A 14,794-nucleotide genomic window follows, 5' to 3' on the forward strand; every position below is an offset into this window, starting at 1 on the left:
CCAGAACCGACGTTCATGCTCACGCGGCAGATCGGGCTTGGTGAACTTCCTCATCACAACTCCTCAGACGAGGTGTTGCGTCACTACCTAGAACTCGCCGCACGTGCGTCTACCCCTGGTGCACCAGGCCCGCCCGTCGTGCGGATGTCGACCACGTCATCGAGTACGACCACGACGCGGAGGCCGAAGGTCGCGACCAACCCGGCCCCACGACCACCTCCAACCTGGCCTGCCTGTGCCGGTTCCACCACCGGCTCAAGACCCACTCCTCGTGGCGCTACACCATGGTCGCGCCAGGTGTGTTCGAGTGGACCAGCCCCCACGGCCACCGCTACCTCCGTGATCGATACGGAAGCCGCGCGATCGATGGACCGGGTCTCGTGACGGGCGCCAGGGCGCCCTCCTCGACCAACGAAGAGCCCGAGCGACCATGACCCCGCCCCGCACCCCGCCAGTCCCGACGATGGCGGGGCCACAATCACGTTCGGAGGTCCAGCGCTCGGTGACCCCGTACCGGAGTTCCGGTGCGTCCATCGACAGCTATCCGGTGGGGACAGTCCCGCTCGAGCCGTCGTGCTCGGGCTGCCACCGAAGCAGCTCCACCAGGAGGTCTTCCTGGCTGGCAGCGCTGTCGAGGCGCAGCACCGGCTGATGGCGATCCTGCATCCACCTCTCGTGGACCACGCGGCTCCGCCCGCCGAACGCGGGGTCGTCGTACCCTCGCGCCCAGTCCATGAACGCCGTCCACGCGGCCTCGTCGAATCCTGCCCCGGCCCTCCGGTGGACCTCGCGAGCTTCCAGGCGTCGCAGCCTCTCTGCGGGGTCGAGCGTCAGGAACACGATCGCGTCGCACTCGTCGACGACCTCGTCACCCCAGCCCACCATCGACCCCGACAACACCCACGCCTCGCGCGGGACGAACAGGTCGCGCATCAGGGTCACCCGCTCGGAGTCGCGCCGCCGGTCGACGTACGGCGGATCGGTCGGCACCCAGAAGTAGTCATCGGCGTCGGCGTGCGGGACCGACCAGTGGTTCGCCAGGGCCCGCGCCAGCGTGGTCGTCCCGGAACCGCTGGCGCCGAGCACATGGACTCTGCATCGCCTCATGGCGCCAGGCCTGCCGCTGGACAGGAGTGGGACGAGGGTCGACGCACCACGGAGGCGGGCGCGGAGATCAGCAGGCCAGCCACAGTGGGAAGGGTCGTGCTCCTCCGTCGGGGAGCCGCACCCAGCGGTAGCCGACCTCGGCGGCGACCTTCTTCCCCTCTCGCAAGCACGGTGGGTCGCCCTGACCCTCCTGCCCGCCGGCGGACCAGGCGACGGACTCGACGTCGAACCCGAGCTGCGTGCCGTCACGCCCCTGGAAGCTCGCGAAGCCGCTCGCCTCGTCCTGCAGGACGACGACCCCCTCCTCGACGCTGAGCGGCACACTGCCCCACGGCAGTCGGGAACCCACGACCAGTCCGACGACCGCCGCGGCGAGCACGGCGACGATCACCAAGGGCATCCGAAGGGTTCGCGACACAGCTGGCTCGATTCGCTAGGCGGGTCGCGATCGTAGTACCAGCGGGGCGCGCACGCTATGGAAGCCGGACGGTGCCGCAACCCGAGATCGCTCCAGGTGGTGCCAGCGAGAAAGCGACGGTCCGGACCTCCCGCCAGGTGCGGTCAGTCCTGCCACCACCCCAGGACGGACTGACCGGCGGGCGAGACGAGGAAGGCCGCGAACGTCGCCGCGGTGACGAGCACGGCCACGTGGAGGTGCCGCGTGGTGCCGCCCGGGCCACCGTCACGGAGCAGTGCCAGCAGGCTCGCCGCAGCCGCGAGGCCCGCTCCCAGCGGAGCGAGGACCACGGCCAGCGGTCCACCGACGCGCCACAGGACGTCCGTGCCGGCCGGGGGAGCGAAGCCAGTGACGGCGTACGGGAGCACGACGAGGGCGACGAACCCGATCACGGCTGCCACGACGATGGTGACGGCCAGCCGCGCGTCCGACGTCGCCGCACGGTCGACGGCGGCTCTCGTCGGCGGGAAGCGGCGCTCCATCGAGCCATGATGGCGGAGGCGGACCGGGGCCACAACGGTCGCTCGCACGGCCGCGTGCTCCCGCCCGAGCCGGACGGCCGGCGCGAGCGCACCCGGGTGGCGCGCGCAGCCGCGCACCTAGGATCGCGGCATGGCCGACCCGCTGCTCGAGATCGCCGACGAGCTCTACGCCCTGCCGTTGGCCGACTTCACCCCGGCTCGCGACGCGCTGGTCAAGGAGCACAAGGCCGACAAGCCGCTCGCCGCCTCGATCAAGGGGCTCCGCAAGTCCTCCCTCGCCGCATGGGTGGTCAACCTGCTCGTGCGCCGCGACCCCGACCAGGTCGACCAGGTGCTGGCCGTCGGTGCCGCGCTGCGCGAGGCGCAGGAGAACCTCGACGCCACCCAGCTGCGGGAGTTCACCAAGCAGCGGCGCCAGCTCACCGCCTCGGTGACGACCGCCGCGCGGCGCATGGCCCGTGAGGAGGGCGTCAAGGTCACCGAGTCGGTGGCCGACCAGGTCGAGGCGACGCTGACGGCGGCGATGCTGGAGCCGGACGCCGCGAAGGCCGTGCGCAGCGGGATGCTCGTCACCGCGCTCGAGGCCACCGGGCTCGGCGACCTCGACCTCAGTGGCGCGGTGGCGCTCCCCGCAGCGCTCGGGTTCAGCGCGAAGGCCCGCCCCGCCCCGGCGCCGGCCCAGGGCCGGCCCCAGCTGCGCGTCGTACCCGACCCCGATGCCGACGCCAAGGCACGTGCCGCCGCCGACGAGCGGCTCGCGGATGCGCGCTCGGTGCTCTCGGACGCGGAGAAGGAGCAGCGTGCGGCCCGGCGGTCGGTGGAGAAGCTCCAGGCGAGGACGCTGCAGATCCAGTCGGAGATCGACGAGCTGCGCACCCGGATCGCCGGGCTCGAGACCGACCTCGAGGAGGTCGACGACGAGCTCGGTGAGGCCGAGGCCGCGCAGGCCGAGGCGCAGGAGGCCGTCGACGAGGCGAGGAGCGAGGTGGACGACGCGAAGGCCGCCCGCGACCGGCTCTAGCCCCAGCCCTTGGCGCGCTCGACCGCGTCGTTCCAGCGGGCGTACGACGCGTCGAGCGCCTCGCGGTCGCCGCCCGGCTCGAAGCGGCGGTCCAGCGCCCACGTGTCGCGGAGCTCGTCGGTGGACGACCACACCCCGGTGCCGAGGCCCGCGAGGAAGGCGGCGCCCAGGGCGGTCGTCTCCACGATCTCGGGTCGCTCGACGGCCTTGCCCACCTGGTCGGCCTGGAACTGGCACAGCAGGTCGTTGGCCGCGGCGCCTCCGTCGACACGCAGCGTGGAGAGCTCGGGCAGGGTCTCGAGCACGTCGCGCACCTCGTAGGCGATCGCCTCCAGCGTGGCCCGCACGATGTGGGCGCGCGTCGTGCCGCGGGTGATGCCGATGATCATGCCGCGGGCGTGCGGGTCCCAGTGCGGGGCACCGAGGCCGGTCAGGGCGGGCACGAACACCACGCCGTCGGTGTCGTCGACGGTCGAGGCGATGGCGGCGGTCTCGGCTGCGCTGCCCACGATCTGCAGTCCGTCGCGCAACCACTGGACCGCGGAGCCGGTCACGAAGATCGCCCCCTCCAGGGCGTACGTCATCTCGCCGGCGGGGGAGCGCCAGGCGGCCGTCGAGAGCAGGCCGGCGTCGCTGCGCACCACGGACGAGCCGGTGTTGGTGAGGATGAAGGAGCCCGTGCCGTAGGTGCACTTCGACTCGCCCTCCTCGAAGCAGGTCTGGCCGAAGAGCGCCGACTGCTGGTCGCCGGCGATCCCGGCGATCGGGAGGGAGAGCCCCAGGAAGGACTTCGGGTCGGTCGGCGCGACCTCGCCCCAGTTGGGCACGAGGTCGGGGAGCGCGTCGCGCGGCACGCCGAAGAGGCCGCACAGCTCGTCGGACCAGTCGCCGGCCTCCAGGTCGAAGAGCAGGGTGCGGGAGGCGTTGGACACGTCGGTGACGTGCCAGGTGCCGCGGGTCATCCGGGCGATCAGGTAGGAGTCGACGGTGCCGACGGCGTACCTCCCGGACTCCACCAGGGCCCACGTGTGCGGCTCCTGCTCGGCCAGCCAGGTGAGCTTCGTGCCGGAGAAGTAGGGGTCCAGGCGCAGGCCCGTCAGCTCGCTGACGCGATCCTCGTGGCCACCGGCACGGAGCCGGTCGCAGATGTCGGCCGTCCGGCGGTCCTGCCAGACGATGGCCCGCCGGGGCGACCCGAGGGTCTCGCGGTCCCACAGCACGACCGTCTCGCGCTGGTTGGTGATGCCGAGCGTCGTGAGCTGCGACGCGTCGACCTTGCCGAGCACCTCGCGCGTCGCCTCGAGCGTGGCCTGCCAGATCTCCTCGGGGGAGTGCTCGACCCAGCCGGGGTGCGGGAAGTGCTGCCGGAACTCCTGGTAGCCCTTGGCCTCGATGCGACCGTCAGGGGTCACCACGACGGCTGTCACGCCGGTCGTGCCGGCGTCGATCGCGAGGACGCTCACTCGGGGCCCCCGCGGCGTTGTTCGACGGAGGAGCGGAGCGGGGGAGGAGAAGAACGTCGTGGGGTGTTCACGACTGCTGCTCCTCGCCGCCGCGGATGATGGCGAGGATGCGGCGGTCGATCCACGCGGGTCGGAGCCCGGGGGCGACACGCATCTCGTAGTTCTCCGAGCCGACCCACTCCCGGAAGTGGTCATGGCCCTCGGCCTTGGCCAGCGCCTCCAGCTCGATCATCAGCGCGTCGTCGACCGGCACCTGCTCCTCGGGCGTGGAGGCGGTCAGGTAGAGCTCGTTGAGGTCGACCAGCCGGGCGAGCTCGGTGACCGGGTCGGCGTGGTCGTCGACGCGCAGGTCGACCGCCACGTCGTCGTGCCCGCCGTAGCCGGCCCCGTCGCGTACGACGAGCAGCGCCGCGGCCTGCCGGCCGCGGCTGTCACCACCCGCGCTGTCGCCCGCCGCCAGGGCGGCGAGCAGGCGCCGCTCGATCGACTGGCCCTCCGAGCCCTGCCAGGCCTGCTCCATGGCGTCGACGACCTCCGGGCCGGTGAGGATGTTGCCCTGGATGGCGTAGCCGCCCCGCTCGCCGCTGCGACCGGTCACCCCGCCCGCCCAGGCGAAGCACTCGGTCCCGGTGTAGGTCGCGGCGTTGCCGTCGGAGTCCACGATCCCGACCTGCCGGTGCTCGCGCCCCTCGTCCTCCTCGACGAGGCGGTCGAGCGCCACCTGGGCGGTCGCGCCGTCGTCGAGGTGGGCCAGTGCGAGGTACTTGAAGGAGAGGTTGGCGTCGGCCTGCGTCGCGATGGCGCCCACCCCGGCGGCCGCGGCAGGGACGGCCGACCCGACGGCCAGGAACTTCGAGGCGACGGCCACGCCCCACGACTCGCCGTCGTCGGACCGGGCCACGATGGAGAACGTCATGTGTCGAAACATAGCCGGGGAAGGCGCAGTCCTAGGGTGAGGTCGTGCTGACGCGTCTCGGATTCCCCCACGTGGGGGAGCACCGCCGCTTCGTGACGGCGATCGTGGCGGACACCGTCGGCAGCGGGCTGTTCATGCCGATCACGCTGCTCTACTTCCTCGCGATGACCGACCTGTCGCTCGTGCAGGTCGGGTCGGCCCTGTCGCTGTCCGCGCTGCTGACGATGCCCGGCGCGTTCGTGATCGGCAGCCTGGTCGACCGCTTCGGCCCGCGCCGGATGATGCTGATCGGCAACCTGGTGCAGGCGCTCGGCATGGTGGCCTACCTGTGGGCCGACTCGCTGGTCGCGGTGGCGCTCTGGACCACCTTGCTCAACATCGGGCGCCAGTCGTTCTGGGGCTCCTTCGGCAACGTCGTCACCGCCATCTCCGCGCCCGGTGAGCGGGAGCTGTGGTTCGGGTTCCTCCAGGCGGTGCGCAACCTCGGCTACTCCGTCGGCGGCGTGCTCGCCGGCATCGCCCTCCAGGTCGGCACCGACGTCGCCTACCAGTCGGTCGTGGTGATCAACGCCGTCACGTTCGTCCTGGCCTTCTTCCTCCTGCTCGACGTGCCCGACCACCGGGTGGCGACCGCGGACGACGCCCCGGTGGAGGGCTGGGGCACGGTCCTGCGCGACGGCCCCTACCTGCGCCTCGTCCTCGGCCAGATGGGCTTCGTGGCGGGGATGATGGTCCTCAACTTCGCCCTCCCGGTCTACGTCGCCGAGACGATCGAGCTGCCCGGCTGGGTGGTCGGAGCCATCTTCACCGTCAACACCGCGCTCGTCGGTCTCGGCCAGGGACTCGTCGTGCGCCGCATGACCGGGCAGGTCCGTGCCCGCATGATGGGCCTGGCGCAGCTGGTCTTCGTGACGAGCTACGCGATGTTCGTCGTCGCCGGCTGGCTCCCGGTCTGGCTGGCCGTCGCGGTGATGCTCGTCGGTGCCGCCGTCTACACCGGCGGCGAGCTCGTGGGCGGCCCGGTCTTCAGCGCCACCGCCGCGGAGGCGGCCCCCGACCACCTGCGTGGTCGCTACCTCGGCCTGTTCCAGCTCAGCTGGGGCATCGGCGGCGCGGTCACCCCGGTGGCCTTCACCTGGCTGCTCGCCCACGGCGCGACGACCCTGTGGTGGGTGCTGGTGGCGGTCGCCCTCGCCAGTGCGGCCTACCTCCAGACCATGCCGCGCACCCTCCCCGCCGCCGGGCTCCGTGTCACCCACCGGGCGGGGGAGGACGCCTCCTGAGGGTGGCGGCGGACGCTGCTCAGGCCTGGCCGGTGGCCGCGAGGAGGTCGGCGAACCAGTCCTGCGTCGCGTCGAACGGCTTGTGCCCGGCGATCCGCTCGAACTCGATGGCCCGCAGCTCGTCGCCCCGCTCCTCGTCGTGGCCGATGACACCGGGCGTGCCGTCGAGCGCGCAGGCGACCGCGAGCTCCGCCATCTCGCGGATCAGGGCCTTGTCGGTCTCGTTGGCCGGGGCGGAGCGGGAGAAGTAGCCCGACTTCTGGACCATCCGCTTCTCCGCGCCGATCGCCTCGGAGAACCGGTCGGCGAAGTAGCGGCCGGGGTTGATGGTGTCGATCTTGACGTGGCCGAAGGGGTCACGCCCGACGGTCTCGCCGGAGGACTCGAGGTCGGCCACGATGTCGTCGATGCCGGCTCCCTCGGCCAGGAAGATGTTGACGCAGCCGATCTCGTCCATCACCGCGCGCAGCCGGTCGGCCTCCGCGCCGAGGTCGATGCCCAGCTCGGGCACGTAGACCGCGTGGATCGCCCACCGACGCGGGTCGAGGCCGATGCCGGGCAGCCACTCCTGCTCGGCGTGCCAGGCCATGTAGTCGCGTGCCGCCGCGGCAGTGAGCCAGCCGCTTGCGCGGCCCATCACCTCGTGCACGATGAGCATGCGGGGGTTCGAGCCGTGCTCGGCGAGCACGTTCTGCGCGAACCGCGACGCCTGCTCGGCGGCCGTCTGCGCACCCAGGCTCTGCCGGATCGGCACGATGTCGTTGTCGATCGTCTTGGGCAGCCCGACCACCGTCAGCTCCGAGCCCTGGGTGCGCAGGTACGCCGCCAGGTCGGCCGCCGCGGTGTTGGTGTCGTCACCGCCGATGGTGTGCAGGACGTCGACCCCGTCGGCCTGCAGGCGTGCCGCGGCGACCGCCAGGGCCGTCTGGCCCTCATCGATGAGGCCGCGGCGACGGCAGTCCTCGTCGTTGGTGAGCTTGACCCGGCTGTTGCCGATCGGGCTGCCGCCGAAGCGGTGCAGCAGGCTCGCGCCCGCCCGCTCCTCGGGCCCGATCACGAGGCTGTTGCCGGTGAGCAGGCCGTGGTAGCCGTGCTTGTAGGCGATCAGCTCGATGGACGGATCGGTGGCGTCGTAGGACTCGATGAGGGCACCCACGGCAGAGGACAGGCAGGGGGCATAGCCACCGGCCGTCAGGAGGGCAACACGCTTCGGCATGGGCAGCAGGGTAGTTAGATCGATCAAAGTCGGGAAGGCCGACGGGCCGTCGTTCCTCGAACGTCGGTTGACCATCCGCGGCCCATCCGTGGCCCATCCGCTGCTCGTCCGTCGCGACACGGCGCGCACCCCGACCTTCGGGTGGTTGCCCGCGGGGCCACGCACGCGTCAGGGTGAGGGACCACCGTGCTCGGGCACGGTCCGACCCAGGGAGTCCCGATGAGCGCGACCGAAGCCAGGCAGCCCGACGTCAACGGCCCGGAGGACACCGACCTCAAGCGGGTGCTCGGCCCCCGGCTGCTGCTGCTCTTCATCGTCGGCGACATCCTCGGCGCGGGCGTGTACGCCGTCACCGGCAAGCTCGCCGGCCAGGTGGGCGGCATCGCCTGGCTCCCGTTCCTCGTCGCCTTCGCGGTCGCGACCATCACGGCGTTCTCCTACCTCGAGCTGGTCACCAAGTACCCCCAGGCGGCCGGTGCGGCGCTCTACACGCACAAGGCCTTCGGCATCCACTTCGTCACGTTCCTGGTGGCCTTCACCGTCGTCTGCTCGGGCGTGACGAGCGCCTCCACCTCGTCGAACCTGCTGGCCGCCAACCTGCTCATCGGCTTCGGCAACGACGACCCGAGCTCGGGTGCCACGCTCGTCACCGCCCTCGTCTTCATGCTGGTGCTGGCCGCGATCAACCTGCGCGGCGTGGGGGAGAGCGTCAAGTTCAACGTGCTGCTGACCATTGTGGAGATGACGGCGCTCGCGATCGTGATCCTCATCGGCTTCTGGGTCATCGCCCGCGGCGACGGCGACCTCGGCCGGATCACCGTCTTCGAGAGCCCCGACGACAAGGGCCTCTTCATGGCCGTCACGATCGCGACCGCGATCGCGTTCTTCTCGATGGTGGGCTTCGAGGACTCGGTCAACATGGTCGAGGAGACCCAGGACCCGATGAAGATCTTCCCGCGCACGATGCTCACCGGCCTGGGAATCGCGGTGGTGATCTACATGCTCGTCGCGATCTCGGTCGTCGCGGTCATCCCGGCGGGCCAGATCGCCGAGCCCACCAACGCCGAGGCCGGGATCCTGCTCGACGTGGTCAAGGTCGGCGCGCCCGACCTGCCGATCGACAAGCTGTTCCCGTTCCTGACCGTCTTCGCCGTCGCGAACACGGCCCTGATCAACATGCTGATGGCGAGCCGGCTGATCTACGGCATGGCGCAGCAGGACGTCCTGCCGCGCTCGCTCGGCAAGGTGCTGCCGGGGCGCCGGTCGCCCTGGACGGCGATCATCTTCACCACGCTCCTCGCGCTCGGCCTGATCAGCGTGGTCACGCTGGACTCGGAGTCGTCGGTGGTGTCGGCACTGTCGGGCACGACGGCGCTGCTGCTGCTGGCGGTGTTCACCATCGTCAACATCGCCTGCCTGGTCCTGCGCCGCGACCCCGCGCCCGACGGAGCCTTCCGGGCGCCGTCGCTCCTGCCTGTCCTCGGGGCGGTCTTCTGCGGCTACCTGCTCGGCCCGTGGGCGCGCCTCGAGGCCGACATGGTGCAGTACAAGATCGCCGCCGGGCTGCTCGCGGTCGGCGTGGTGCTGTGGGTGCTGACCTGGCTGACCAACCGCGGCGTGCGCGCCAAGCGGACCGGTTTCCGCGACATCGACCACCTCGAGCACGACTGAGGCCGCCCGGCCCCGCCGGACAGGCGACACGGCCGGTACGACCACGGGCAGCTGGGGTGTGGCGTCTACGGTGGTCCGGTGACACGACGACCTCTCGGGCCGCTGACGGCTGTGCTGATCGCCTCCGCCCTCGGATGCTCGTCGGTCACTCCCGCCTCGCCGTCGGCGAGCGCCACCCCGGACGACTACCCGCCCGCGAGCGTCGCGTCCGACGGGCCGTCCGACAGCCCCACTGCCAGCCTGGAGCGTGGCGGTCCGCGCGACCGGCCGCTGGTGCCGCGGGCACCCGAGCTGACCGACGCCTACCGCTTCATCTCCACCCCCGACTTCCTCAACCAGGACGTCGCCGACCTCACCGCCGACGGGCGTCGGACGTTCGTCGACCGCCGCACCGGTGAGGTCGCCAACTCCACCAACGACGAGTACGACGCCGCGCTCGACCACGTGCTGAGCGAGATGGCCTCCCACGACACCGACGACGTCCTCGTCGCGGGCGACCTCGTGGAGGGCCGCTGGGGCCGCGACGACTCGCACACCGGCGTCTTCGGGCCGGTGCGCACCCAGGCCCAGCGGCTGCGCGCCTGGCGCCGGGCGGCCGCGGTCTACTACCCGGCCTACCGCGAGCGCTTCGAGTCCCACGGCCTGACGACGTACACCGCGCTGGGCGACCACGAGATCGGCGACGACCCCTGGCGCCGGGGGCGCGACGCGTGGATCGACTTCAAGCGGCGGCACGTGCCGGTGTTCAAGAAGATCTACGCCGACCACATGCTGTCCGACGCCGACGGCAAGCCGCGCTTCACCGACCGGCCGCCCGGCCCGGCCCACGACACCGCCTACGTCGAGCGCCTCGACGACGACGTGCTCCTGGTCACCATCGACGTCTTCGAGCGGCGGGGGGGAGACGTGCACCAGTCGGTCGACCCGCAGCAGCTGCGCTGGCTCGAGAAGGTGCTGCGCCGGGCCCGCAAGGACGACGTCCCGTGGGTCATGGTCCAGGGCCACGTGCCGATGACCGGCAAGGTCCGCACCCGCAACTCCAGCCACCTCGTCTACGAGAAGGGCTACCGCTCCGACCTGTGGAAGGCGATGGTCCGCGGCGGCGTCGACGTCTACCTCAGCGGCGAGGTCCACGACCAGACGGTGCGCGAGCGCGACGGCATCGTCCAGGTGTCGCACGGCTCGCTGCTCTACCGCGGCGAGGCGTCCTACGTCGTCGGACAGGCGACCGCCGACGAGCTCGTGCTCGAGAACCACCAGTTCCGCGGCACGATCGGCTTCGAGGACCGGCTCTGGACCACGTCCCGGTTAGGTGCGCCGGGCCACATCAGCTACCCGGGTGCGTCGGTCGTGACCGGCACGCTCGAGGCGCACCGGACCGCCTCGGGCGGCGTGGAGGTCGACGAGGCCGCCGGGGTGCTGAAGCCCCAGCGCTGAGCCGCCGGCGCCGGCGGCGTTCAGGGGACGGTCACGGTTCGGGTGGAGCGCGCTGGGCGCCGTACCCTTGTCGGGTGAGCTCCATCCCCTCCCTCGAGCAGCTGCACTCCCTCGGGCCCAAGCAGCAGCCGACCTATCCCGATGCCGGGGCCGTCGACGCTGCCGTGGCCCGACTGCGGACCGCGCCGCCGCTCGTGTTCGCGGGCGAGTGCGACGACCTCACCGAGAAGATCGCGGCGGTCACCCGGGGTGAGGCGTTCCTGCTCCAGGGCGGCGACTGCGCCGAGACCTTCGCCGGCGTCACCGCCGACAACGTCCGCAACAAGCTGCGCGTGCTGCTCCAGATGGCCGTCGTCCTGACGTACGCCGCCTCCGTGCCGGTCGTGAAGCTCGGCCGCCTCGCCGGGCAGTACGCCAAGCCGCGCAGCTCCGACATGGAGACCCGCAACGGGGTCACCCTCCCTGCCTACCGCGGCGACGCGGTCAACGGCTACGACTTCACCCCCGAGGCCCGGATCCCCGACCCGCAGCGGCTGGTGGACGTCTACAACTCGTCCGCGGCGACGCTCAACCTCGTCCGGGCGTTCGTCACCGGCGGCTACGCCGACCTGCGCCAGGTGCACACCTGGAACACCGACTTCGTGCAGAGCTCGCCGTTCGGTCAGCGCTACGAGGCGATGGCCGACGAGATCGAGCGCGCGCTCACCTTCATGAAGGCGATCGGCGCCGACCCCGACGAGTTCCACCGGGTCGACTTCCACTCCAGCCACGAGGCGCTGCTGCTCGAGTACGAACAGGCCCTGACCCGCATCGACTCGCGCACCGACCTGCCCTACAACGTCTCGGCCCACTTCGTGTGGATCGGCGAGCGCACACGACAGCTCGACGGGGCCCACGTCGAGCTGCTCTCGCGGATCAAGAACCCGATCGGCATCAAGCTCGGCCCGACCACCAGCCCCGACGACGCGCTGGCCTACGCCGCTCGCCTCAACCCGGAGAACACCCCGGGCCGACTCACCTTCATCACCCGCTTCGGCGCGGGCAGGATCCGCGACGGACTGCCTGCCCTCGTGGAGAAGGTCACCGCCGAGGGCCTCAACGTCGCGTGGGTCTGCGACCCGATGCACGGCAACACCTTCGAGGCGTCCTCGGGCTACAAGACCCGGCGCTTCGACGACGTGATCGAGGAGGTGCAGGGCTTCTTCGACGTCCACCGCAGCCTCGGCACCTGGCCGGGCGGCGTGCACGTCGAGCTCACCGGTGACGACGTCACCGAGTGCGTCGGCGGCGGCGAGGAGATCGACGAGGTCGGCCTGGCCCACCGCTACGAGTCGGTCTGCGACCCGCGTCTCAACCGGGTCCAGTCACTCGAGCTCGCGTTCCTCGTCGCAGAGATGCTGCGCAAGGCCTGAGGCAGCGACCGCCCACCGGGTGAGCGTGGCCGCCCTCAACGGGGCAGATCCGCTTCGATCCGACTAGCCTGCGCGGGTGACCAAGACCCGTGTGCGCGTGACGGCCTGGGTGGCCCTTGCTCCGGCGGTCGCCGTGTTGGTCTGGGGTCTCGTCCACACGGTCAGGGAGGTCTTCTTCCACGGGTTCGCCCCCAGCTGCAGCGACGGGCACCCCGAGTACGACGCCCGGTACTGCGAGCTCCCCGGTGGCCCCTCGTCCCTCCTCGTTGCCGCTTCCGTGGGCGTTGTCGTGCTCGCCCTGGTGGTGCTCTGCTGTGCCCGGCGACGCTCGGGTCGCGCCGGGCTCGCGGGCGCAGACACAGTCGACGCCACTCAAGCCTGAAGTCCGGTCATCGGCAGTTCCGTGCACTCATCGCGCCAGATCCGGGCGTTCTAGGATCAGCACCCGTGGACTTCTATGGGGTTGTGACTCTCTTGGTCGCCGTTGCTTTCGTCGGCCTCCTGGTGGCCGGTCGACGGGACATCGCAAGGGGAGCCAATGCTGCCGTCGCCAGCGGCGCGATGCTGCTCGTCGTCGCAACCATCGTCGGAGTGCTGTTGCTTCAGATGTTGTCCTACTACGTCTGACGACAGGTTCGGCGACCTCCGCTCCATGAGCTCTCGAAGCACCGGGAGCCAGCGCCGGTCGGATCGTCCGGGCATCGGCAGATCCGGTCGTCTGGAGCGTCAACGACGTCACGCAGTGACGGCACCTCGAAGGTTCTGGCTGCTGGCGAGAGCTCCCGCGCGCACCGCTCTGCGGTACCTCGGAGGCGGCTGGTTGGATGACGGTGTGATCGACCTGCGCTCCGACACCCTGACCCGGCCGACCGAGGCGATGCGCGCGGCGATGGCCGGCGCCGAGGTGGGCGACGACGTCTACGGCGAGGACCCCACGGTCGCGGCGCTGGAGGAGCGGGTCGCCGGCATGTTCGGCCACGAGGCCGCGCTGTTCACCCCCACGGGCTCGATGGCCAACGTGCTGGCCGTCGCATCGCTGGTCGCGCCCGGCCAGGAGGTGCTGTGCGAGTCCTCCGCCCACATCGCCCGCGCTGAGCTCGGCGCCCACGGCGCCATCTCGGGCATCACGATGCGCACCTGGACCCATCCGCGCGGTCAGGTCGACCTCGGTGCCATCGAGTCGATGTACGCCCCCGACATGGGACCGTTCTTCGTCCGCACCGCCGCGGTGTCCGTCGAGAACACCCACAACTTCGCCGGGGGCACGGTGCTGCCGCTCGAAGACCTGCGCGCGCTGCGTGCGTGGGCCGACACCACCGGGGCGAGGATCCACCTCGACGGCGCCCGGCTCTGGAACGCCCACGTGGCCACGGGCACGGCGTTGGCCGACTACGGCCGCATCGCCGACGTGCTCGCCGTCTGCCTGTCCAAGGGGCTCGGCGCCCCGATCGGGTCGCTCATGGTCGGCTCGGCGGACGCGATCGCGGAGGCACGCGTGCGCCGCAAGCGCATGGGTGGCGGGATGCGGCAGGTGGGCGTGCTGGCGGCTGCAGGGGCGTACGCCCTCGACCACCACGTCGAGCGAGTGGCCGACGACCACGCGCACGCGCGGCTGCTCGGCGAGGCGCTCGGCCTCGACCCGGAGAGCGTGCAGACCAACATCGTGGTCGTCGAGCGTCCCGACGCCCCCGCGTTCGTGGCTGCGGCCGCCGACCAGGGTGTCCGGATCGCGGCGGTCGGGCCGCGCGCCGTACGCCTGGTGACGCACCTCGACGTCACGCGTGCCGACGCCGACCGCGCTGCCGCCGTGCTGGCACGACTCGGCTGATCGTCAGCCGGCTGCGCGCCACTCCCAGCGGCAGATGACCTCGCCCTCGTGGAGGCTGGCACGGTCACCGGTGTCGGTGAAGTCGCGCGCGAGGTAGAGGCGCCGTGCCCGCCGGTTGGTCTCGCGGGTCCAGACCGAGAGCCGCGTCCATCCCGGGCCGTGCTCCCCGCGTTGCAGCGAGCGGACGAGGGCGCCGGCGACGCCGCAGCCCCACACGGCCGGGTCCACGAACACCATCGACAGGTGCCCGCACGCGGCGTCGGGCCCGTCATCGCCCAGGAAGGGCTCCGCGAGCAGCATCCCGGCCGCTCGCTCGCCGTAGTGGGCGAGCAGGGCCACCTCGCCGGACCCGACCGCGCGTGCGACCTTGGCCGCGACGCGCTCGGTGCGCGCCGGCGTCGGTGCGTTGTCGGTGGCCCGGCGCGCCGCCTCCCACACCGCGACGGCCTGCCGTTGCGACGGCTCGTCCGCGACGGGCGTGATGAGCGTGCGCGGCATGCG

The 14,794-nt window shown here is 71.7% G+C and carries 15 protein-coding genes; 8 read left to right on the top strand and 7 right to left on the bottom strand.

The window, feature by feature from the left end; translation table 11 throughout:
- Positions 1-540: 540 nt before the first annotated feature.
- The 3 genes from ASC64_RS04200 to ASC64_RS04210 all read right to left on the bottom strand — a co-directional run bounded on the left by ASC64_RS04200 (position 541) and on the right by ASC64_RS04210 (position 2,046).
- Complete coding sequence (locus ASC64_RS04200) at positions 541-1,107, bottom strand: AAA family ATPase (RefSeq protein ID WP_056906293.1); 567 nt, start codon at positions 1,105-1,107, stop codon at positions 541-543.
- A 67-nt stretch (positions 1,108-1,174) separates the two neighbouring features.
- Positions 1,175-1,507 (bottom strand): hypothetical protein, encoded by a 333-nt coding sequence (locus tag ASC64_RS04205; protein ID WP_056906294.1) that lies wholly within the window; start codon positions 1,505-1,507, stop codon positions 1,175-1,177.
- A 161-nt stretch (positions 1,508-1,668) separates the two neighbouring features.
- A complete protein-coding gene (locus tag ASC64_RS04210) occupies positions 1,669-2,046 on the bottom strand; it encodes a hypothetical protein (RefSeq protein ID WP_056906295.1) in 378 nt (125 codons plus the stop codon).
- Between the two features lie 130 nt (positions 2,047-2,176).
- Between ASC64_RS04210 and ASC64_RS04215 the strand changes: the two genes are divergently transcribed.
- Positions 2,177-3,067: a hypothetical protein gene (locus ASC64_RS04215; protein ID WP_056906296.1), complete on the top strand. Its 891-nt coding sequence runs from the start codon at positions 2,177-2,179 to the stop codon at positions 3,065-3,067.
- Here ASC64_RS04215 and glpK read toward each other — a convergent pair.
- Both glpK and ASC64_RS04225 read right to left on the bottom strand, forming a co-directional pair.
- Complete coding sequence (gene glpK / locus ASC64_RS04220) at positions 3,064-4,530, bottom strand: glycerol kinase GlpK (RefSeq protein ID WP_056906297.1); 1,467 nt, start codon at positions 4,528-4,530, stop codon at positions 3,064-3,066. The two genes, ASC64_RS04215 and glpK, sit on opposite strands and share 4 nt — an antisense overlap.
- Positions 4,531-4,597: 67 nt before the next feature.
- On the bottom strand, positions 4,598-5,446 hold the full coding sequence (locus ASC64_RS04225) for a DUF1028 domain-containing protein (protein WP_056906298.1): 849 nt from the start codon (positions 5,444-5,446) through the stop codon (positions 4,598-4,600).
- Positions 5,447-5,490: 44 nt separating this feature from the next.
- Here ASC64_RS04225 and ASC64_RS04230 point away from each other — a divergent pair, with 44 nt between their 5' ends.
- Complete coding sequence (locus ASC64_RS04230) at positions 5,491-6,729, top strand: MFS transporter (protein ID WP_200937466.1); 1,239 nt, start codon at positions 5,491-5,493, stop codon at positions 6,727-6,729.
- A gap of 19 nt (positions 6,730-6,748) precedes the next feature.
- Here the strand turns inward: ASC64_RS04230 and ASC64_RS04235 are convergent, their stop codons facing one another.
- On the bottom strand, positions 6,749-7,945 hold the full coding sequence (locus tag ASC64_RS04235; protein WP_056906300.1) for a pyrophosphate--fructose-6-phosphate 1-phosphotransferase: 1,197 nt from the start codon (positions 7,943-7,945) through the stop codon (positions 6,749-6,751).
- 219 nt (positions 7,946-8,164) lie between these two features.
- Here ASC64_RS04235 and ASC64_RS04240 point away from each other — a divergent pair, with 219 nt between their 5' ends.
- The 6 genes from ASC64_RS04240 (at position 8,165) to ASC64_RS04265 (ending at position 14,293) form a co-directional block, all read left to right on the top strand.
- Complete coding sequence (locus tag ASC64_RS04240; RefSeq protein WP_056906301.1) at positions 8,165-9,616, top strand: APC family permease; 1,452 nt, start codon at positions 8,165-8,167, stop codon at positions 9,614-9,616.
- Positions 9,617-9,694: 78 nt separating this feature from the next.
- Positions 9,695-11,053: a metallophosphoesterase family protein gene (locus ASC64_RS04245; protein WP_156385014.1), complete on the top strand. Its 1,359-nt coding sequence runs from the start codon at positions 9,695-9,697 to the stop codon at positions 11,051-11,053.
- A gap of 74 nt (positions 11,054-11,127) precedes the next feature.
- Positions 11,128-12,465: a class II 3-deoxy-7-phosphoheptulonate synthase gene (locus ASC64_RS04250; RefSeq protein WP_056906303.1), complete on the top strand. Its 1,338-nt coding sequence runs from the start codon at positions 11,128-11,130 to the stop codon at positions 12,463-12,465.
- Positions 12,466-12,541: 76 nt separating this feature from the next.
- The gene (locus ASC64_RS04255; RefSeq protein ID WP_156385015.1) at positions 12,542-12,847 is read left to right on the top strand and encodes a hypothetical protein; all 306 of its coding nucleotides are present in this window, start codon (positions 12,542-12,544) and stop codon (positions 12,845-12,847) included.
- A 65-nt stretch (positions 12,848-12,912) separates the two neighbouring features.
- Positions 12,913-13,092, top strand: coding sequence for a hypothetical protein (locus ASC64_RS04260; protein WP_056906305.1), 180 nt, complete (start codon positions 12,913-12,915; stop codon positions 13,090-13,092).
- A gap of 205 nt (positions 13,093-13,297) precedes the next feature.
- Positions 13,298-14,293 carry a threonine aldolase family protein gene (locus ASC64_RS04265; protein ID WP_056906306.1) on the top strand — a complete coding sequence of 332 codons (996 nt, stop codon included), beginning with the start codon at positions 13,298-13,300 and terminating at the stop codon, positions 14,291-14,293.
- A 3-nt stretch (positions 14,294-14,296) separates the two neighbouring features.
- On the opposite strand, the gene ASC64_RS04270 is transcribed toward ASC64_RS04265, so the two are convergent.
- Positions 14,297-14,791, bottom strand: coding sequence for a GNAT family N-acetyltransferase (locus ASC64_RS04270; RefSeq protein WP_056906307.1), 495 nt, complete (start codon positions 14,789-14,791; stop codon positions 14,297-14,299).
- Between the last annotated feature and the right edge of the window lie 3 nt (positions 14,792-14,794).

Source organism: Nocardioides sp. Root122 (assembly GCF_001425025.1).
In the GTDB taxonomy this organism is placed as follows: Bacteria; Actinomycetota; Actinomycetes; order Propionibacteriales; family Nocardioidaceae; genus Nocardioides.